This is a genomic window from Stutzerimonas kunmingensis (genome assembly GCF_021432085.1).
Lineage (GTDB): Bacteria > Pseudomonadota > Gammaproteobacteria > Pseudomonadales > Pseudomonadaceae > Stutzerimonas.
Window position 1 is genome coordinate 2452662 of record NZ_CP090366.1, and the last position, 19668, is coordinate 2472329.

16 protein-coding genes are annotated in these 19668 nt (G+C 59.1%); 14 read left to right on the top strand and 2 right to left on the bottom strand.

Annotation, left to right across the window (positions count from 1 at the left end; all coding sequences use genetic code 11):
* Nucleotides 1-254 precede the first annotated feature (254 nt).
* Both LW136_RS11605 and LW136_RS11610 read left to right on the top strand, forming a co-directional pair.
* Complete coding sequence (locus LW136_RS11605) at nt 255-557, top strand: sensor histidine kinase (protein ID WP_234175256.1); 303 nt, start codon at nt 255-257, stop codon at nt 555-557.
* Between the two features lie 85 nt (nt 558-642).
* The gene (locus LW136_RS11610) at nt 643-2595 is read left to right on the top strand and encodes a TonB-dependent receptor domain-containing protein (protein ID WP_102831724.1); all 1953 of its coding nucleotides are present in this window, start codon (nt 643-645) and stop codon (nt 2593-2595) included.
* Between the two features lie 98 nt (nt 2596-2693).
* On the opposite strand, the gene LW136_RS11615 is transcribed toward LW136_RS11610, so the two are convergent.
* Entirely contained in the window at nt 2694-3119 is a 426-nt protein-coding gene (locus LW136_RS11615) for an organic hydroperoxide resistance protein (RefSeq protein ID WP_102831725.1), read from the bottom strand.
* A gap of 151 nt (nt 3120-3270) precedes the next feature.
* The gene (locus LW136_RS11620; RefSeq protein WP_023445813.1) at nt 3271-3747 is read right to left on the bottom strand and encodes a MarR family winged helix-turn-helix transcriptional regulator; all 477 of its coding nucleotides are present in this window, start codon (nt 3745-3747) and stop codon (nt 3271-3273) included.
* A gap of 560 nt (nt 3748-4307) precedes the next feature.
* Between LW136_RS11620 and nirK the strand changes: the two genes are divergently transcribed.
* The 12 genes from nirK (at nt 4308) to LW136_RS11675 (ending at nt 19604) form a co-directional block, all read left to right on the top strand.
* Nucleotides 4308-5735 (top strand): copper-containing nitrite reductase, encoded by a 1428-nt coding sequence (nirK, locus tag LW136_RS11625; RefSeq protein WP_230697655.1) that lies wholly within the window; start codon nt 4308-4310, stop codon nt 5733-5735.
* A 44-nt stretch (nt 5736-5779) separates the two neighbouring features.
* Nucleotides 5780-5905 carry a hypothetical protein gene (locus tag LW136_RS22770; RefSeq protein ID WP_015277086.1) on the top strand — a complete coding sequence of 42 codons (126 nt, stop codon included), beginning with the start codon at nt 5780-5782 and terminating at the stop codon, nt 5903-5905.
* A 9-nt stretch (nt 5906-5914) separates the two neighbouring features.
* Nucleotides 5915-6766: a c-type cytochrome gene (locus tag LW136_RS11630; RefSeq protein WP_234172953.1), complete on the top strand. Its 852-nt coding sequence runs from the start codon at nt 5915-5917 to the stop codon at nt 6764-6766.
* A 45-nt stretch (nt 6767-6811) separates the two neighbouring features.
* The gene (locus LW136_RS11635; protein WP_023446634.1) at nt 6812-8179 is read left to right on the top strand and encodes a cbb3-type cytochrome c oxidase subunit I; all 1368 of its coding nucleotides are present in this window, start codon (nt 6812-6814) and stop codon (nt 8177-8179) included.
* On the top strand, nt 8176-8991 hold the full coding sequence (locus tag LW136_RS11640; RefSeq protein WP_048512704.1) for a CbbQ/NirQ/NorQ/GpvN family protein: 816 nt from the start codon (nt 8176-8178) through the stop codon (nt 8989-8991). The genes LW136_RS11635 and LW136_RS11640 overlap by 4 nt, the downstream gene beginning before the upstream one ends.
* 3 nt (nt 8992-8994) lie before the next feature.
* A complete protein-coding gene (locus LW136_RS11645) occupies nt 8995-11013 on the top strand; it encodes a nitric oxide reductase activation protein NorD (RefSeq protein ID WP_102831727.1) in 2019 nt (672 codons plus the stop codon).
* Nucleotides 11014-11191: 178 nt separating this feature from the next.
* On the top strand, nt 11192-12502 hold the full coding sequence (gene tig, locus LW136_RS11650; RefSeq protein WP_234172954.1) for a trigger factor: 1311 nt from the start codon (nt 11192-11194) through the stop codon (nt 12500-12502).
* An 89-nt stretch (nt 12503-12591) separates the two neighbouring features.
* Nucleotides 12592-13230 carry an ATP-dependent Clp endopeptidase proteolytic subunit ClpP gene (gene clpP / locus LW136_RS11655; RefSeq protein WP_102831729.1) on the top strand — a complete coding sequence of 213 codons (639 nt, stop codon included), beginning with the start codon at nt 12592-12594 and terminating at the stop codon, nt 13228-13230.
* A 97-nt stretch (nt 13231-13327) separates the two neighbouring features.
* The gene (gene clpX / locus LW136_RS11660; protein WP_102831730.1) at nt 13328-14608 is read left to right on the top strand and encodes an ATP-dependent Clp protease ATP-binding subunit ClpX; all 1281 of its coding nucleotides are present in this window, start codon (nt 13328-13330) and stop codon (nt 14606-14608) included.
* A 131-nt stretch (nt 14609-14739) separates the two neighbouring features.
* The gene (lon, locus tag LW136_RS11665; protein WP_102831731.1) at nt 14740-17136 is read left to right on the top strand and encodes an endopeptidase La; all 2397 of its coding nucleotides are present in this window, start codon (nt 14740-14742) and stop codon (nt 17134-17136) included.
* A 130-nt stretch (nt 17137-17266) separates the two neighbouring features.
* Nucleotides 17267-17539, top strand: a complete 273-nt coding sequence (gene hupB / locus LW136_RS11670) for a nucleoid-associated protein HU-beta (RefSeq protein ID WP_003282502.1) — start codon at nt 17267-17269, stop codon at nt 17537-17539.
* A gap of 205 nt (nt 17540-17744) precedes the next feature.
* Entirely contained in the window at nt 17745-19604 is a 1860-nt protein-coding gene (locus LW136_RS11675) for a SurA N-terminal domain-containing protein (RefSeq protein ID WP_102831732.1), read from the top strand.
* Nucleotides 19605-19668: the final 64 nt, after the last annotated feature.

Sequence of the window (19668 nt, forward strand, 5' to 3'; positions counted from 1 at the left end):
TCCACAGTTGCTGGTAACAAAATCAGCAATCCGCCCTGGGTCAAATTTCAATCGGCAGGGTGGGTCAATTTTCCATCAGCGCCAACATACACCCACGAAGAAGTCATGCGGGCGATGCAGGAACTCATCGACCAAGCGCGAGACAAGCCATGTTGATCGGCTGACGGAAATTTCTGGGTTTCCGGCTTACAACCCCAGTAGAGGCTGAACTAACTGGCAGTTGCCACCGCGCACTTGGCCAAGCGATCGAGAACATCGTACGCAACGCTCTTGAACATACGCCACCCGACGGCACGGTGAGCATTCATCTGAACTGCGATCCACAGACGTACCTTCTTGAGGTCATCGACGAAGGGCCTGGGGTGCCAGAGCAATGGTTAGAGCGCATTTTCCAGCCATTTGAGCGTTTGAGTTCAGATCGAGCGGGATTCGGTCTTGGGCTGGCTCTAGCGCAGCGCCAGGTCTTCGCTATCGGCGGCTGCCTGACTGCGCGCAATAATGAGCAAGGAGGGCTTTGCATGACTATCCGGTTGCCACGCGAGGTCTCTGCCGCGTAACAGTTGTAAAAGTGATACAGAAGGCCGACCCTTCCGGTGACAATCATTAATACGAAGCGTTCGCATTAATGATCGAGGTTCACCAATGCAACACTGTCCATGCCAGCGGTCTTTACTTGGCTCCTTATCGTTCGCTGCGCTGTTGAGCGCTTTGCCCTGCCAGGCTCAATCCAGCGATCCCCTTGAGCTCGGCGGTGTCGAAGTGACGGCGCGCCATGTTCAAGAGGACAGCGTTGAGGCCGAACAACTTCAGCATTTTCAGGCGGCTGATCTTCAGGATGTGTTCGAGTCCAGCCCCGAGGTCTCGGTTGGCGGCGGTCCCGGAGTCGCGCAGAAGCTCTATTTGCGTGGCTTCGAGGACACGCTGCTCAATATCACGATCGATGGTGCCAGCCAGCCGGGTCAGACGTTCCACCACACCGGTCGCATTGGTATCGAACCGGAACTGCTAAAGCGTGCTGAGGTGCAGGCGGGAACGGGTGACGCGACTTCCGGGCCAGGGGCGCTGGGCGGTTCGATTCGATTCGTCACCAAGGACCCCGATGACCTGTTGCGGGAGGGCGAACAGGTAGGCGCGCTTATCAAGGGTGGCTATTTCAGCAGGGCTGAAGGATACAAAACCAGTTCGAGTCTTTACGGCCGCTTCAACGAAAGCTGGTCTGCATTGGCCGTGGCGACCTATCAAGACCAGAACGATTACGAAGATGGAAACGGGCGCGATGTGCTGGGCACGGGCGCGCGTCAACAGCTAGGTTTCGCCAAGCTGGTCGGCCGGCTGGCCGATGAGCAGACGCTGCGTTTGTCCTACGAGAAGCGCACCGATGAGGGCGAACGCACCCAGCGACCTCAATGGATCCCGAGCAGCTTCAATCCGCTCTTCCCTTTGGAAACAGAGCGTGAAACCTGGACGTTGAAGTACGGCTGGAACCCGCTAAGCGAACTGGTCGATCTTGAGGTGACTACCTATCACACGTCCACAGAACTGCAGCAGGATGGCCGCTGGGGACTGTATATCGGCGATACCGCTAGCGCAGGGTTGGATGTGCGCAATACCAGCGAATTCGGTGCTCATCGTCTGACGTATGGGATTGACTACCGAGACGACAAAACCAGTCTAGGCCCTGCCGGCGATCGCGATCTGGATCAGGAGGAGGGTAGTGTGCTCGGTTTCTACGTCCAGGATAGTTATCGGCTGACCGAGAGGCTGCTGTTGGGCATGGGTGTTCGTTACGATCGATACCGCCTTGATGATCGCGACGGGCAGGACTTCGCCGACGCAGGCTTCAGCCCAAATCTGAGCCTTCGCTACCAGGTAACTCCGCAACTCGCGCTCCTCGCTGGTCACTCGCAAGCGCTTCGCGGCGTGCAAGTCCGCGATGCGTTCAAGCTTGACGCGGCTGCCAATGAGGCGGATCTCGATGCCGAAAAAGCGCGCACCAACGAGCTGGGATTCGAATTCCGAGAGGGCGGCTTGGAGCTGTCCGGCAAGGTCTACGATACGCGGATCCGCGATGCGATCTACGATCCCAGCGGCCGGCCCAATCTCTATGTGAACGGCGGGACGCTGAAAAGCCGCGGCGTTCTGCTACAAAGCGCTTATCACTGGCAGCAGCTGAGCGTTGGGCTGAGCTTCCACCATAACGATATCGAGCTGGACGGTGATGACCTGAGCGTTTACGAACACAACGGTCTCGGTACCACACTAGGCGATACGTGGATTGGCTTCGCTGATTACCGGGTTGGTGACAGGTTGAATTTGGGCTGGCAGGGCCGTTTCGTTCAGGCGGTGGATTCACTGCACACCGGTGTCGGCACTCTGAACAAACCAGGGTATGGCGTGCACGACCTTTATGCCCAATGGGCGGCTTTGCCCGATGAACGTCTTGTCCTGAACCTGACGCTGAAGAACGTCTTTGACAAGCAGTATCTGGATCACGCCAGTAACGAAGATTTCGAGCGTATCCCAGGCTACGAAGGTGTGCGTGGCAGTGACGAGTCTGGCCGCGAGCTGCGCCTCGGTGTGGCTCTGCGAATCTGATCAGCTCTGATCAGGGCGGGGCCTGAGGTCGCTCACCTGACTGTATGACCCGAAGAGCATTTTTCGGGTCACCAGACGTATCGATGCAGTCAGGGCTGTCAGCTCAGAACCAGGCGGACGTCGATGTTCCCGCGAGTTGCATTGGAGTACGGGCAAACCTGATGTGCGGCGTCGATCAGGCTTTTGGCCAGCTCCCGGTCAAGGCCTGGCAGGCTGATCTGCAGCTCGACATCGAGGCCGAACCCGCCAGGGATCTGGCCGATACCGACGTTGGCGGTAACCGCGGTGTCGGCCGGCAACGTTTGCTTCTGCTGGCCGGCGACGAACTTCAGGGCGCCAATGAAGCACGCCGAATACCCGGCCGCAAACAGCTGTTCCGGGTTCGTTGCGTCGCCTCCCTGACCGCCCAGCTCGCGAGGAGTGCTCAACTTGACGTCAAGGTTGCCGTCTGACGAAACGGCTCGCCCATCGCGCCCTCCGGTGGCCGCAACGGTTGCTATGTAGAGAGGCTGAATGGATTGCATGATTTTCTCCTTAGCGTAGTGGAAATTATTTTGCGCGCTAACTAAATGCCGTGAGGAAGGTAGTCAGGATTTACTTTGCGCGCAAGGTTTTTCGCCCTTCGGCCATCCGCCGCTGGCACAGCAGCGAGCATCGTCGGGCCGCTAGGAGGGATTAGGCGAGTTTTTGCAGTGCGGTGCGCAGGGCGATGATTTGCGTCTTTAGCGCTGCCACCGTTTCCGCGGTCTGCCCGCTGGCGCTGAGGATACTGGCCGGAAAGCATTCGGCTTCAGCCTGTAATGCTCGACCCTGCTCGGTCAGGCGCAGTTCCACTACCCGTTCGTCATCGCTGCGGCGAGTGCGAGTGATGAAGCCTTCAGCCTCAAGCCGTTTCAGTAGCGGTGTGAGCGAGCCCGGATCGGTCAGCAGGCGCGCGCTGATGTCACCTACGGTGATGCCATCGCCTTCCCATAACACCAACATCGCCAGGTACTGCGGATAGGTTAGGCCGATCCGTCGAAGCATCGGCTTGTAGACCTTGGTCATCAGCAACGAGGTCGAATGCAAAGCGAAGCAGAGTTGGTTGTCCAGCTGCAGGGCCGGACAGGAGCGGGGCTTGGTCATGATCGGAATGGTCGGGAAAGGTGGCATAACGTTATCGCGCAAACCTCTGGCGCGCAAATGTAGCGAAATCACGTCTGTTAGCCGTAATAGCAGAGCTGTAGGAGCGCCCTTCAAAATGAGCTCATTTCGCCTTAAAGAGAGAGAAGCGGAGCTTATAAATAGCGGCTCATTTTCAATGAAATTAGATTAGCGGTTACGTCCGTATTGTTCTTGCCGCGCAATTGAACACTTACAGAAAATTTTTTGATATCTCAGGGCGTTCGGTTGGATATGGACTAAGCGTTATCCCATTAAAAAATGGCTGACGATTGTAGCCTGGTATCTATCCGTTTGCTCTCTTTGTCGACGGTAGAGGACGACCTCTGACCGCCTGTCGGCAGCCTCGTCGCCAAGACTCAAGCACATTCCAATACTGGTATTAATTCCGCGCCGTATACGCTGGCTGCCATGCCTGCGCCAAGCTTGACTCGAATCAATTCTTTCCCTGTCTGGGTTTAATACCAGATCAATTATTCTGCGCTTTTAATAAGCTTCTTTTGAATTGATAGGGTGCACCGCAAGTTTTTACTCCGACGGATAGTTTTCTCGTGACTAAACTGATGGTCGAGATCAACTCGGTGTTAAGAGGGTCAGGCATGCGCCATTGTTCTAGAGTTCTGCTGCTCTTGTTGCTGGTTTTACCAAGTATCCTTTGGGCGCAAGCGAAATCCAGTAGCGATGTAAGTTACCGCCCAGATGTCACGATTACGCTTAGGACCGACATCGCAGATGGAAAACTCGTCTATGTCAGTGAGTCAGGCCCGACGCGTGGCCAAGTGAATCCCGAATTGCGGGTGCCCGAAGGTGCGGTGGTTCAGATCAATCTGATCAATGGCGACGGCGCAGTGCATGATATCGCCATACCTGAATTCGACGCTGCGTCCAGCGAAATTTCCGGCAAAGGCGCGGCGACCGGAATCGTGTTTCGTGCGACCAAAAGCGGGACGTTCGAGTACTACTGCACACTGCCTGGCCACAAGGCTGCGGGAATGGTCGGCAAGCTGATTGTGGGCGATGGACCGGCGGCGGTCGTCGAACAAGGCAAGGATTTGTCCAAGGATCCGATGCAGGTAGGTGAGCCGGTTGGTGACCGTGAACCGAAGAGCATCACCCTTGACCTTCGCACGACCGAGGAGGAGGGCCGCCTCGCCGACGGGAGTACCTACAAATTCTGGACGTTCGACGGCACGGTGCCCGGCCCCATGGTGCGGATACGCGAGGGCGATACCGTCACCCTTAATCTCAGTAACGAGCCTGACAGCGCCCACATCCATTCCATTGATCTGCACGCCGTGACCGGCCCGGGTGGCGGTGCGGCGGTTACCCAGGTGGCACCGGGGCAAACACGCTCCTTCACCTTCAAGGCATTGCAGCCGGGGCTATACGTCTATCACTGCGCTACGCCGATGGTTGCTCAGCACATCAGTAACGGCATGTACGGACTGATTCTGGTCGAGCCGGAGGGTGGACTGCCGAAGGTCGATCACGAGTTCTATGTAATGCAGGGTGAGCTGTACACCGCCAGCCCCAGGGGGGCGCGCGGTCTGCATGAGTTCTCGCTGGACATGCTGCTGGGTGAAACGCCGCAACACATGATGTTCAACGGCGCGACCGATGCGCTGACCAAGACTCACAAGATGGAAGTCAACGCAGGCGACAGCGTGCGCATCTTCTTCGGAGTCGGTGGCCCCAACCTGATCTCCAGCTTTCACGTCATCGGTGAAATCTTCGACAAGGTCTTCGACCAGGCTTCGCTGACCAGCCCGCCGCTGACGGATGTGCAGACGACACTCGTGCCTGCCGGCGGAGCGACAATGGTCGAGTTCGTCGCGGATTACCCGGGCAGATACATCCTCGTTGATCACGCCCTGTCGCGCGCCGAGAAAGGCCTGAGCGGTGTGCTGACGGTGAAGGGCGACGCGGATTCCTCGATCTTCTCCAGCCCCGAACCGATTGATCCGCACTCCGGGCACTGAGCGCGGTTTGCTTATACGGCAGCTAACGCTGCGAAGGAGAAAGCATGCAGGCTCGAAAGCTCTACGGCCCGTTGAAGATCCTGAGTGTGGTCGTGCTGGCGCTGATGTTCGGCGCGATGCTCTATGCATTCACGATGACGCTCATTCACTGGACAGGCATCAATGTCTGAGGGCACGCCATGAACAACCGTCAAGCGAGGCTCTTCGCGATTGCTGCAACCGGTGTGGCGACGCTCGTGTTCATCGGGCTGACGGTGGATAGCCACCGGCAGTTTCCCAAGCTGACCAATGCCGACACCATCACGGCGGAGGTCAAGCACGGGATGGATGTCTGGCACAAATACAACTGCATCAACTGCCACACGCTGTTCGGCGAGGGCGCGTACTACGCGCCCGATCTGACGAAGATCACCCAGCATCGCGGCGAGCCGTATCTGAAGGCTTATATGCGCGATCCCTCGAAGTTCTACGACGAGAAGATCCATCGGCGTCTGATGCCGAAACAGGACCTGGCCGAAGACGAAATCAGTGACCTGATCGCCTTTCTCGACTGGGTCAGCAAGGTGGACAACCAGGGCTGGCCGCCGCGACCGATCCTGGTGACCGGCAGTTTCGTGCCGGGCGCAGACACACTGAAGACAGGCGGCGAGCAGCGCAGTGATTTACCGCCTGGTGCCCGGCCGGTGGATTCCGGGGATGACGAGCGCGCGCTGGGTGAGCAGGTTTTCCGAGGCGCAGTGCCTGCCTGCAATGCCTGCCACTCCACCGCACCCGGCGCTGATATGGCTGGCCCCACGCTCGCCGGTGTTGCAACTCGGGCGGCGGCTATCGTCGCGTCGCCCGACTACCAAGGGCAGGCGCAGGATGCGCGCGGATATATCCGCGAGTCGATCGTGTCACCCAGCGCGCACATCGTTCCCGGCGCGATGTATTCGGCAGACGGCGCCTCGTTCATGCCGACCGGTTACGACGGCAGCCTGACGGATGAGCAGATCGATCAGCTGACGGCCTATCTCGAAACGCTCAAGTGACACGACGGCCAAGCCGACCCACGTTCGCTTCAAGGGGAAACTACGATGCGCTATCAGTCCCAATCGGTCGCCTACTGGTACTTCGCGGTCGCGATGGTGTTGTTCGGCCTGCAGCTGGTGTTCGGCCTGCTCTCGGCAACCAAGTACATCGGGCCGGACCCGCTGTTGTATATCCTGCCTTTCGACGTGACCAAGGTGATTCACACCAACCTGCTGATCGTCTGGGTACTGACCGGCTTCATGGGGGCGACCTACTGGATGATTCCGGAAGAGTCGCGCGCCGAGCTGCATAGCACCAAGCTGGCCTATGTACAGCTGGTGCTTTGGACGCTGATGGGCGTCACGGCGATCATCGGCTACCTGTTCCGCTACGGCACCGGCAACAAGCTGCTCGAGCAGCCGTTGCCGCACAAGATCGTCATCGTCATCTGCATGCTGATCTTCCTCTACAACATCGGCATGACGATCCGCAAAGCGGGGCGTTTCACCACGACCGAAGCTGTGTTGATGATCGGCTTTGTCAGTGCCGCACTCCTGTACTTGCCGGCGTTGCTGCATTACGAGAACTACACGGTTTCCATTTTCTATCGCTGGTGGACGATTCATCTGTGGGTCGAAGGCGTCTGGATGATGATCATGGGCGGCTTCCTGGCCTACCTGCTGATCCGCTTGTCCGGTGCGGATCGGGAAGTCATGGAGAAATGGCTGTACGTGATCGTCGGCCTGGTGTTTCTCGCCGGCATCCTCGGCACGGCGCACCACTATTACTGGGTCGGCGTACCCACTTACTGGCTGCCGATTGGCGGGTTTTTCAGCGCGCTTGAGCCGCTCGCGCTCGTCGGCATGGCCGCCTATGCCTACGGCGCCATGCGCCGCTCGGGGCTGGCGCACCCGAATACGCTGGCGTTGCACTGGACGATCGGCAGTGCACTGTTCTCGCTGTTCGGTGCCGGGCTACTGGGCTTGGCTCATACCTGGCCGAGCGTCAACAAATGGACCCATGGCACGCTAATCACCGCGATGCACGGCCATGCCGCGTTCTACGGTGCCTACGCAATGATCGTCATGGCGATGATCAGCTATGCCTTGCCATCACTGACTGCCGGACGACGGGAGCAGGGCACGGCGCTGGGCTACTGGGCGTTCTGGCTGCAAATCACCGGCATGTTCGGCATGACGCTGTCGTTTGCCACCGCAGGCATTGCGCAGGTCTATCTGGAGCGAATCATGGGCATGGGCTATCTGGATGCACAGCTGAAGATTCAGATCCATTTCGTGATGCTCATTGCCACCGCGTCGCTGTTCACCGTGGGCGTTGCCCTGTTCATCTACGACTTCTTCCGCTACACGCCACGCTTCGTCCTAGATGATACGGAGCCGGTGCTTGCAGAGAGGGAGGTACACCCGACGTGACGTTGCCCGAATACCCGCCACTGGCGAAAGCAAGTGAGGGGGAGCCGTTCTACGTACCGTGCGGCAATGAAGTCGCGATGTTCGAGCGCTGCCATGCGCGTGGCTTGGCAGTCATGCTCAAAGGGCCGACCGGCTGTGGCAAGACCCGCTTCGTCGAACATATGGCCTGGAAACTGGACCGGCCACTGATCACGGTGGCTTGCCACGATGATCTGTCGGCCAGCGACCTGATCGGGCGTTTCCTTATTCGCCATGACGGTACCGTCTGGCAGGATGGCCCTCTCACCCGCGCCGTGCGTGAGGGGGCCATCTGCTATCTGGATGAAGTCGTCGAGGCGCGCCAGGACACCGTGGTCGTCTTGCATGCCTTGACCGATCACCGGCGCCTGCTGCCAATCGACAAGACCGGTGAGTTGCTGATGGCTGCGCCGGGCTTCCAGTTGGTGATCTCCTACAACCCGGGCTACCAGCGCATGCTCAAGGATCTCAAACCGAGCACACGCCAGCGCTTCGTGGCCATGGATCTGGATTTCCCGGGCGAAGATGCGGAGGCGAAGATCGTCGAGCGCGAGAGTGGTGTCGACGCACCGACTTCGCGTGCCCTGGTCACGCTGGCCCGCAGGCTGCGAGCGCTGCGGGACCGCGGCCTGGCCGAGGTGCCGAGTACTCGTCTGCTGATCGCCGCGGGTGCACTCTGCGTCGATGGCATACCCGTTCGGGAAGCGTGCCTGGCGGCAATCGTCTCGCCACTTTCGGACGACGAAGCCCTGGTCGGAGCGATGCGCGATCTGGTCGACGGAACCTTCATCTAGACCATGGCCGAAGCCGAGGAGGTTCTTACCGACGCTGCGCGGCATGCCACGGTCTTCGCCCAGCGCCTCTGGCGTCGCTACAGTCTTGCGCCGGACGCACCGGCAAGTCTATCGCTGAGCGAGGTGGCGGAGCGTCTGGAACTGCTGCTGTCGGCGGTGTTCGGCAACAGCTATCGGCTGCGCATCGCCCAGCCGCCGGCGCGACCGACCTTGCTGGGCAACTGGTTCGGCCGCACGCCCAGGCCGCAGCGATTGGCGGCAGTACCGGCAACCGATGGCACAAGCATCTGGCTTCCTCGCTCGTTGGATATCCCTGATCGAGCACTGGCGGCGAATCTCTACAAAGTGATGGCCTTGCAGCAGGCAATGCGCATCCGCCGCGGTAGTGCACTGAGCCTCTGGCGCAGCCTCCCGCCACTTGCCGGGGCGCTGTACCACCTACTTGAAGTCCAAGCGGCCGAGCGTGAACTGCTGGAGGAAATGCCAGGGTTTGCTGAATCGGTGCGGGCATTGCGGGCCTGCGCATTCACGCGTCGTCCACCGCTGAGTGCGTTCGGTTTGGCACGACGCCCCCTGGAGGCTCGCGTGCGTGCATTGCTGGTTGGCGAAGCTGATGGTGTTCCGCACTCGTCTACGCCAGACGACTCGTGCGAGCTGGCGGTTCGATTGTTGGCTGAATGGGGGCTGGAACCTGCCTCTGGAGGACGCATCGGTCAGGAGCCGCTCTTCGCTGATTGGTGGACCGGCATACTGTTGGCACCTTCGCCGCACCATCAACACTCCGCCGGCGCTCAGAGTCAGTTCGACCCCACTCAGGCAGCGCCGCAGAGCGTGCGCCTCGAACGACGCCCCGACATTCGCCAGGCGCGCCCCGATGAGGATGAATCGGAGGAAAGCGGACCGCTGATGATCCAGCTGGACGAGCCACATCCCCACGCTGAGGACCCGATGGGCTTGCAGCGGCCCATCGATCGGGACGATGCGGATGCGGAGCTGTTCGGTGAAATGCTCGGCGATCTTCCTCAGGCGCGTTTGGTGGCGTCACCAGGGCGACCCAAAGAGGTGTTGCTGGCTGATGATCCTCCGGATGCCTCTGCTATCGCGCTTGCGCCCGGCGTTTCGGTTCTGCAGCGAGGCATCGCCTATCCCGAATGGGACTACCGCAGGCAGCATTACCGCGAGCAGAACGCCCTCGTGCAGGTACGCACGGCCCCGCCGGGTAATCCAGTCTGGGTAGCGGAAACGCTCGAGTCCCATCAGGGATTGCTCGAGGGGATTCGCCGCCGCTTCGAATTGCTGCGCACCCATCGGGCCTGGTTGCGCGGTCAGGTCGATGGCGATGAGCTGGACCTGGATGCCTATGTGGATGCGGTTGCGAATCTGCGGGCTGGCAGCGGGCTGACCGATCGTCTGTACCGCAGGCAGCGTTGCGCGGAGCGGAACCTGGCCATCCTGCTGCTCATCGATGTCAGCGGATCGACGGACAGCTGGATATCCCAGGGGCGACGCGTGATAGACGTCGAGCGCGAAGCCTTGTTCCTGGTCAGCATCGCGCTGCAGAGCCTGGGTGCGCCCTATGCGATTCAGGCATTCTCAGGGCAGGGCAGGGAAGCGGTGGTGGTCCGCGATATCAAAACCTTCGAGGAGGCTTATGGCCAGGAGGTAGCGCTACGCATAGCGTCGTTGGAGCCGGAGCATTACACCCGCTGCGGCGCGGCGATCCGTCACGCCAGCGCCAATCTCATGTGCCAGCCGGCGGCCCGTCGACTGCTGCTGGTGTTGTCCGATGGAAAGCCTAGCGACAACGATGACTACGAAGGGCGATACGGAGTTGAGGACACCCGCCAGGCGGTTCTGGAAGCCGTGCTGCAAGGTATATCGCCGTTCTGCCTGACCATCGACCGGCAGGCCAGCGCCTACCTGCCGCGCATATTTGGCGCAACCCGTTATGCACTGTTACCACGCCCTGAGCTCCTGCCTACCGTTCTACTCGACTGGATGAAGCGTCTGGTGCAGGGATAGTTGGCCAGCATATGTCCTCGATTTTCGGCTGGGCTGACGTAAGTAGTGATTCGCCGGGCGCGGCTCGGCTTTTGCTCGGCGCGACGGGCAGGGTGACTTATGTCAGTCGAGCCACTAGAATGCTTGCCCATTCTGGGGCCGGAACGCCCGGCTTATGTCTGTGCAACGAGGAAAATCCATGCAAGTTTCTGTTGAAAGCACCTCCGCTCTTGAGCGCCGCATGACCATCGGCGTGCCGGTCGAGCGCATCGAGACCGAAGTCAACAAGCGTCTGCAACAGACCGCCAGTCGTGCCAAGATCCCTGGTTTCCGTCCCGGCAAAGTGCCGATGAGCGTGATCCGTCAGCGTTACGAAGAAGCCGCCCGTCAGGAAGCGCTGGGCGATCTGATCCAGTCGACATTCTATGAAGCCGTCGTTGCCGAAAAGCTGAACCCGGCCGGCGCGCCGTCCGTCGAGCCGAAAGTGTTCGAAAAGGGCAAGGATCTGGAATACGTCGCCACCTTCGAAGTGTTCCCTGAGTTCGAAGTGGCCGGTTTCGAGGCCATCGAGATCGAGCGTCTGCAGGCCGAAGTCGCCGATGCCGACGTCGACAACATGCTGGAAATCCTGCGCAAGCAGAACACCCGTTTCGAGAACGTCGAGCGCGCTGCCGAGAGCGCCGATCAGCTGACCATCGATTTCGTCGGCAAGATCGACGGTGAGACCTTCGCTGGCGGTTCGGCCAAGGGCACTCAGCTGGTGCTGGGCTCCGGTCGCATGATTCCTGGTTTCGAAGACGCGCTCGTTGGCGCCAAGGCCGGCGAAGAGCGCTTGATCAACCCGACCTTCCCCGAGGACTATCAGAACCTCGACCTGGCCGGCAAGACTGCCGAGTTCACCGTCACCGTGAATGCCGTCGCCGCTCCGCAACTGCCCGAGCTGAATGACGAATTCTTCGCCCAGTTCGGCGTGCAGGAAGGTGGCGTCGAAGGCTTCCGTGCTGAAGTGAAAAAGAACATGGAGCGCGAGCTGCGTCAGGCCATCAAGACCAAGGTGAAGAATCAGGTCATGGAAGGGCTGGTCGCTGGCAACCCGATCGAGGTGCCCAAGGCGCTGATCGACAATGAAGTGAACCGTCTGCGCGTGCAGGCCGTTCAGCAGTTTGGCGGCAACATCAAGCCCGAGCAGCTGCCGGCCGACCTTTTCCAGGAGCAGGCCAAGCGCCGCGTTGTTCTGGGTCTGATCGTGGCCGAAGTGGTCAAGCAGAAGGAGCTCAAGCCTGATGAGGCCCGCGTTCGCGAGCTGATCGAGGAAATGGCATCGGCCTACCAGGAGCCGGAGCAGGTCGTCGCCTGGTATTACAAGAACGCCGAGCAGTTGAACGAAGTTCGTTCGGTTGTGCTCGAAGAGCAAGTTGTAGATACTGTCCTGCAGCAGGCTAAAGTGACCGATAAGTCGGTCTCCTACGAAGAAGCTGTCAAGCCTGCGGAAGCCCCGCAAGCAGCCTGATTTCTTCATATATTCGAGTGCACAAACATAAGCCAGCCTCGTGCTGGCTTATGTCTTTTGAGGCATGACATAGGGAGTATCGTTGGAACATGTCCCGCAATCCTTTTATGCAAATTCCGGACATTCAGGCCGCCGGTGGCCTGGTCCCGATGGTGATCGAGCAGTCCGCTCGCGGCGAGCGCGCCTATGACATTTATTCCCGACTCCTCAAGGAGCGGGTGATTTTCATGGTCGGCCAGGTCGAAGACTACATGGCCAACCTGATCGTCGCGCAGATGCTGTTCCTCGAGGCCGAAAATCCCGAGAAAGACATTCACCTGTACATCAACTCCCCGGGCGGCTCAGTGACTGCAGGCATGTCGATTTACGACACCATGCAGTTCATCAAGCCTGATGTGTCGACCATCTGCATCGGCCAGGCCTGTTCCATGGGGGCTCTGTTGTTGACCGGTGGCACCGCGGGCAAGCGTTACTGCCTGCCGCATTCGCGGATGATGATCCACCAGCCGCTGGGCGGCTTCCAGGGTCAGGCTTCGGATATCGAGATCCACGCACGTGAGATTCTGACCATCCGCGAGCGTCTGAATAAAGTACTGGCTCACCATACCGGTCAGCCGATGGAAGTGATTGCCCGCGATACCGACCGCGATAACTTCATGAGCGGTGAAGACGCCGTCAAGTACGGCTTGATCGACCAGGTTCTGACCCAGCGCCAACTGGCGGTCTGATCCCTGCAGCCTGCGATATGTGGCTGCTCCGTGGGCTTGAAAAAGCCCACGATTGCCTTCATCTTGTGTTTCAAGCCTTCCCGATTGGATCGATCGAATGACTGACACCCGCAACGGCGAGGACTCCGGCAAACTGCTCTATTGCTCTTTTTGCGGCAAAAGCCAGCATGAAGTACGCAAGTTGATCGCCGGGCCCTCCGTTTTCATCTGCGACGAGTGCGTCGACCTGTGCAACGACATCATCCGCGAGGAGGTGCAGGAAGCGCAGACCGAGAGCAACGCGCACAAACTGCCTGCGCCGAAGGAGATCAGCGGCATTCTCGACCAGTACGTCATTGGTCAGGAGCGCGCCAAGAAGATCCTGGCGGTGGCCGTTTACAACCACTACAAGCGCTTGAACCAACGCGACAAGAAAGAAGAAGTCGAGCTGGGCAAGAGCAACATTCTGCTGATCGGTCCAACCGGCTCGGGTAAGACGTTGCTGGCCGAAACGCTGGCACGCCTGCTCAATGTGCCCTTCACCATCGCCGATGCCACTACCCTCACCGAGGCGGGCTATGTGGGCGAGGATGTCGAGAACATTATCCAGAAGCTTTTGCAGAAGTGCGATTACGACGTTGAGAAGGCCCAGATGGGCATCGTCTACATCGACGAAATCGACAAGATATCCCGCAAATCCGATAACCCGTCGATTACTCGGGACGTATCCGGTGAAGGCGTGCAGCAGGCACTGCTGAAGCTGATCGAAGGCACCGTTGCGTCCGTCCCGCCACAGGGTGGTCGCAAGCATCCGCAGCAGGAATTCCTGCAAGTGGATACGCGCAACATCCTGTTCATCTGCGGTGGTGCGTTTGCAGGTTTGGAGAAGGTCATCCAGGGTCGTTCAACTCAGGGTGGTATCGGCTTCAATGCCGAGGTTCGCAGTAAGGACCCGGGCAAGAAGATCGGCGAGGCGTTGCGCGCCGTGGAGCCTGATGATCTGGTTAAATTCGGCCTGATTCCTGAGTTCGTTGGCCGTCTGCCGGTGATCGCGACGCTCGATGAACTCGATGAGGCTGCGCTGATCCAGATTCTGACCGAGCCGAAGAATGCGTTGACCAAGCAGTACGCCAAGCTCTTCGAACTCGAAGGCGTGGATCTGGAGTTCCGCCCGGATGCACTCAAGGCAGTCGCTTCGCGCGCTCTTGAGCGCAAGACCGGCGCACGTGGTCTGCGTTCGATTCTTGAAGGTGTGTTGCTCGACACGATGTACGAGATTCCTTCGCAGAAGGAGGTCAGCAAGGTTGTCATCGATGAAAGCGTGATCGAAGGCACATCTCAGCCGTTGATGATTTACGAGAACAGCGAGCCGCCAGCCAAGGCGGCGCCTGAGGCGTAATCGAACAAAGGGGCCTGCGGGCCCCTTTGCATTTGGTCCGCCGCCTTGTTTTTTAAGGTGTGTGCCCTCATCTTTGTTGCAAGGGCATCGCCCATCCGTTTACCGCCGAATGGCCGCCGTAGAGCTGAATTATGAAGACAACCATCGAATTGCCCCTTTTGCCGCTGCGCGATGTGGTGGTTTACCCGCACATGGTGATCCCGCTTTTCGTTGGCCGTGAAAAATCCATCGAAGCACTCGAATCCGCCATGGCCGGCGATAAGCAGATCCTCTTGCTGGCGCAGAAGAACCCCGCTGATGACGATCCAGGTGAAGATGCGCTGTACCGTGTTGGGACGGTGGCGACCGTGCTGCAGCTTCTCAAGCTGCCAGACGGAACCGTCAAGGTACTGGTCGAGGGCGAGCAACGTGGTGTGATCGAGCGCTTCGTCGAGGTGGATGACCACTGCCGCGCCGAAGTTTCCTTGATCGAAGAAGCTGAGGTCGACGCGCGCGAATCCGAAGTATTCACGCGCAGCCTGCTCAGCCAGTTCGAACAGTACGTGCAGCTGGGCAAGAAGGTTCCCGCCGAGGTTCTTTCCTCGCTGAGCAGCATCGATGAGCCCGCGCGTCTGGTCGATACCATGGCTGCGCATATGGCGCTGAAGATCGAGCAGAAGCAGCAGATTCTCGAAATCACCGACCTCCCGGCGCGCGTCGAACACGTGCTTGCGCTGCTTGATGCCGAGATCGACCTGCTGCAGGTCGAAAAGCGCATTCGCGGTCGCGTGAAGAAGCAGATGGAACGCAGCCAGCGCGAGTACTACTTGAATGAGCAGATGAAGGCCATTCAGAAGGAGCTCGGCGATATCGATGAGGGCCACAACGAAGTCGACGAGCTGAAGAAGCGCATCGAGAACGCCGGCCTCAGCAAAGACGCCTACACCAAGGCCAACGCCGAACTCAACAAGCTCAAGCAGATGTCGCCGATGTCGGCCGAGGCGACAGTGGTTCGTACCTATATCGATTGGCTGGTAAATGTGCCGTGGAAGGCTGCCAGCAAGGTGCGTCTGGATCTGGCGAAGGCTGAAGAGGTGCTGGATGCCGATCATTACGGCCTAGAAGAGGTCAAGGATCGTATCCTCGAGTATCTTGCCGTCCAGAAGCGCGTGAAGAAGCTCAAGGGGCCGGTGCTGTGCTTAGTAGGCCCGCCGGGCGTGGGTAAGACCTCGCTGGCCGAGTCCATTGCACGCTCGACCAATCGCAAGTTTGTACGCATGGCACTGGGCGGCGTACGGGACGAGGCCGAGATTCGAGGTCACCGCCGTACTTACATCGGCTCCATGCCCGGTCGTTTGATTCAGAAGATGACCAAGGTAGGGGTTCGCAACCCCCTGTTCCTGCTCGACGAGATCGACAAGATGGGCAGCGACATGCGAGGTGATCCGGCGTCGGCTCTTCTGGAAGTGCTCGACCCCGAACAGAACCACAATTTCAACGATCACTACCTCGAGGTGGACTACGATCTTTCGGACGTGATGTTCCTCTGCACCGCCAACTCAATGAATATTCCTGCGCCGCTGCTCGACCGTATGGAGGTCATCCGGCTGCCGGGCTACACCGAGGACGAGAAGGTCAACATCGCCATTCGTTACCTGGCGCCCAAGCAGATCGAGGCCAACGGCCTGAAGAAAACCGAGTTGGAGTTTCAGGAGGCGGCGATTCGCGACATCATCCGCTACTACACCCGCGAGGCTGGTGTGCGCAGCCTGGAGCGCCAGCTGGCCAAGGTATGCCGCAAGGTCGTGAAGGAGCATGCCGCAGAGAAGCGTTTCCACGTTGTGGTGGATGCGGACTCGCTGGAGCACTTCTTGGGCGTGCGCAAGTTCCGCTATGGCCTTGCTGAGCAGCAGGACCAAGTAGGGCAGGTGACGGGTCTGGCGTGGACCCAGGTTGGCGGCGAACTGCTGACCATTGAGGCTGCTGTGGTGCCCGGAAAGGGGCGCCTGACCAAGACCGGCTCGCTGGGCGAGGTCATGGGCGAATCGATCACCGCGGCTCTTACAGTGGTTCGCAGCCGTGCCGCGAGCCTGGGCATGGCGGCTGATTTCCACGAGAAGCAGGACATTCACATCCACGTGCCCGAAGGTGCGACTCCGAAAGACGGCCCCAGCGCCGGTATCGGCATGTGCACTGCACTGGTTTCCGCGCTGACTCAAATTCCGGTGCGCGCAGATGTCGCAATGACCGGCGAAATAACATTGCGCGGGCAGGTGCTTGCAATTGGCGGATTGAAGGAAAAACTTCTGGCTGCTCATCGGGGTGGGATCAAGACGGTGATCATTCCGGAAGAAAATCAGCGTGATCTGAAAGAGATTCCTGAAAATATTAAGCAAGACCTGCAGATTAAACCGGTGAAGTGGATTGACGAGGTCCTGCAAATTGCGCTGCAATACGCGCCGGAGCCCTTGCCCGATGCGGCTCCCGAGATTGTTGCAAAGGACGACAAGCGCGAGCCTGATTCCAAGGAGCGAATCAGCACGCATTAGTCTGGAAGGCCACGTTGACACACTTCAGGCGCCCTTGTTTAATCGGCCTCTTGTGTCATAGCCATCTAGCACCGCTTTGCTTACACCCGAAAATTAAAGATACGACTCAACAGAAATAAGGGGACTTAGAGTGAACAAGTCGGAACTGATCGATGCCATCGCTGCATCTGCTGATATCCCAAAAGCTGTTGCTGGCCGCGCGCTGGATGCAGTGATCGAATCCGTCACCGGTGCCCTGAAGGCTGGTGACTCCGTGGTACTGGTTGGTTTCGGTACTTTCGCTGTCAAGGAGCGCGCTGCGCGCACTGGTCGCAACCCGCAGACTGGCAAGCCGATCAACATCGCTGCTGCCAAGATCCCGGGCTTCAAAGCTGGCAAGGCTCTGAAAGACGCTGTCAACTAAGCGTCTTTCTACCCGGCCAGTCAGCTCGCGCTGCACTGGCACGGGGCGGTTGTCGAGCAGGCCTGGCCTGCTGCAATCTGGCTTGGGGGAATAAGCCCAACCGCTCCAAAAGCTCCGAGAAGGCGCATCCCTGGATGCGCCTTTCTTTTATCCGGTTTCCACCCGCGTTGCGCATCCGATCGCGCCGCAGACTCCTGGGGGTCGCATGCTTCAGAACATCAGGGACAATTCGCAAGGCTGGATAGCCAAAACCATCATCGGCATCATCGTAATGCTGCTGGCGTTGACTGGCTTCGAGGCTATCTTCAATGCCGCGAGCAACAACCAGAATGCTGCGGAGGTCAACGGCGAGGAGATTTCCCGTTACGACCTTGACCAGGCAATGAACATGCAGCGGCGCCAGCTGGCACAACAGCTTGGCCAGGATTTCGATGCTTCGTTGCTGGATGATCGTCTGCTTCGTGATTCCGCGCTCGGTTCGCTGATTGATCGCATGTTGCTGTTGCAGAGTGCCAAGAACGCCAATTTCGCCTTCTCCAGCGAAGCACTCGACCAGCTGATTCTGCAAACCCCCGAATTTCAGGTTGACGGCGCTTTCAGCGCTGCACGTTTCGATCAGGTCATCCAGCAGATGGGCTATTCCCGTCTCCAGTTCCGCCAGCTGCTCGAGCAGGAAATGCTCATCGGACAGCTGCGGGCCGGCATCTCCGGAACCGGGTTCGTTACCGATCAGCAGGTTGATAACTTCGCGCGTCTCGAAATGCAGACCCGCGACTTCGCCACTCTCACCCTGCCTGCTCAGCAGGAGGCAATTGAGGTCGGTGACGAACAGATCAAGGAATACTACGAGGCAAACGCTGACCGTTTCCGTACACCTGAGCAGGTCATCGTCGAGTATGTCGAGTTGAAGAAAGAGTCATTCTTCGATCAGGTCGAAGTGTCTGACGAGGAGCTGCAAGAGCTTTATCAGAAGCAGATCGCCAATCTGGCCGAGCAGCGTCGCGCTGCGCATATCCTCATCGAGACCGGCGGTGAGCTGAGCGACGACGAAGCCAAAGCCAAGATCGATGAAATTGCTACCCGGGTGAAGAACGGTGGCGACTTCGCTGCAGTCGCCAAGGAAGCCTCTCAGGATCCAGGTTCTGCGAACGAGGGTGGTGATCTTGGATTCGCCGGACCGGGCGTATATGACCCGGCATTCGAAGATGCACTCTATGCCTTGAATGAGGGCGAGGTCTCGGCACCGGTCAAATCCGAATTCGGCTGGCACATCATCAAGCTGCTGGGTGTTCAGTCGCCGGAGGTTCCTGCCTTCGAGAGCTTGAAGCCCCAGCTGGTACGCGAGCTCAAGGCGCAGCAGGTTGAGCAGCGCTTCGTCGAGACCAGCAAGCAGCTGGAAGATTCGGCATTCGAAGCATCCGACCTGGCCCAGCCCGCTCAGGAGCTCGGCTTGATGGTGCAGACCACAGAAGCCTTCGGGCGTGACGGTGGCGAAGGCATCACGGCCAATCGTCAGGTGATCCAGGCTGCTTTCAGCGACGAAGTACTCGTGGATGGCGCCAACAGCAGCGTCATCGAGCTCGATCCCGATACCTCCATTGCACTGCGCGTGAAGGAACACCTGAAGCCTGCGGCTATCCCGCTTGCGGATGTGCGTGAGGATATCGTTCAGCAGCTTCAGCGCAGCCTGGCTGCCGAAGCGGCACGCGCCAAGGGCGAACAGTTGTTGGCGGACCTGCGTAAAGGGCAGCAGCCTGACGACGCCCAATGGCAGGCCGTAGAGGCTGCCACGCGCAGCCAGGAAGGCGTTGCACCAGCCCTATTGCAGGCGGTATTCCGCATGCCGCGTCCGGAACAGCAGGATAAGCCGAGCTATTCCGGCGTGGCGCTGAGCAACGGCGATTACGCGGTTGTACGCCTGAACGGCGTCAATGAGCCGGAAGCGGCGCTGACCGATGAAGAGAAGCTGAATTATCGACGCTTCCTTGCATCTCGCGTCGGCCAGCAGGACTTCGCAGCGTTTCGGCAGAAGCTGCAGGCTGAGGCGGAAATCGAAAGATTCTGACTGCCAACTGACAGACGAAACCACTCGGTTTCGTCTGTCAAACAGAGAGGACGCCCCGACTGGT

Bases quoted from the DNA above. Each gene is read 5' to 3' on its own strand.
- clpP (WP_102831729.1), top strand. From the start codon at position 12,592: ATGTCCCGCAATCCTTTTATGCAAATTCCGGACATTCAGGCCGCCGGT.
- lon (WP_102831731.1), top strand. From the start codon at position 14,740: ATGAAGACAACCATCGAATTGCCCCTTTTGCCGCTGCGCGATGTGGTG.
- LW136_RS11635 (WP_023446634.1), top strand. From the start codon at position 6,812: ATGCGCTATCAGTCCCAATCGGTCGCCTACTGGTACTTCGCGGTCGCG.
- clpX (WP_102831730.1), top strand. From the start codon at position 13,328: ATGACTGACACCCGCAACGGCGAGGACTCCGGCAAACTGCTCTATTGC.
- tig (WP_234172954.1), top strand. From the start codon at position 11,192: ATGCAAGTTTCTGTTGAAAGCACCTCCGCTCTTGAGCGCCGCATGACC.
- LW136_RS11630 (WP_234172953.1), top strand. From the start codon at position 5,915: ATGAACAACCGTCAAGCGAGGCTCTTCGCGATTGCTGCAACCGGTGTG.
- LW136_RS22770 (WP_015277086.1), top strand. From the start codon at position 5,780: ATGCAGGCTCGAAAGCTCTACGGCCCGTTGAAGATCCTGAGTGTGGTC.
- LW136_RS11610 (WP_102831724.1), top strand. From the start codon at position 643: ATGCAACACTGTCCATGCCAGCGGTCTTTACTTGGCTCCTTATCGTTC.
- LW136_RS11615 (WP_102831725.1), bottom strand. From the start codon at position 3,119: ATGCAATCCATTCAGCCTCTCTACATAGCAACCGTTGCGGCCACCGGA.
- LW136_RS11645 (WP_102831727.1), top strand. From the start codon at position 8,995: ATGGCCGAAGCCGAGGAGGTTCTTACCGACGCTGCGCGGCATGCCACG.
- LW136_RS11675 (WP_102831732.1), top strand. From the start codon at position 17,745: ATGCTTCAGAACATCAGGGACAATTCGCAAGGCTGGATAGCCAAAACC.
- LW136_RS11620 (WP_023445813.1), bottom strand. From the start codon at position 3,747: ATGCCACCTTTCCCGACCATTCCGATCATGACCAAGCCCCGCTCCTGT.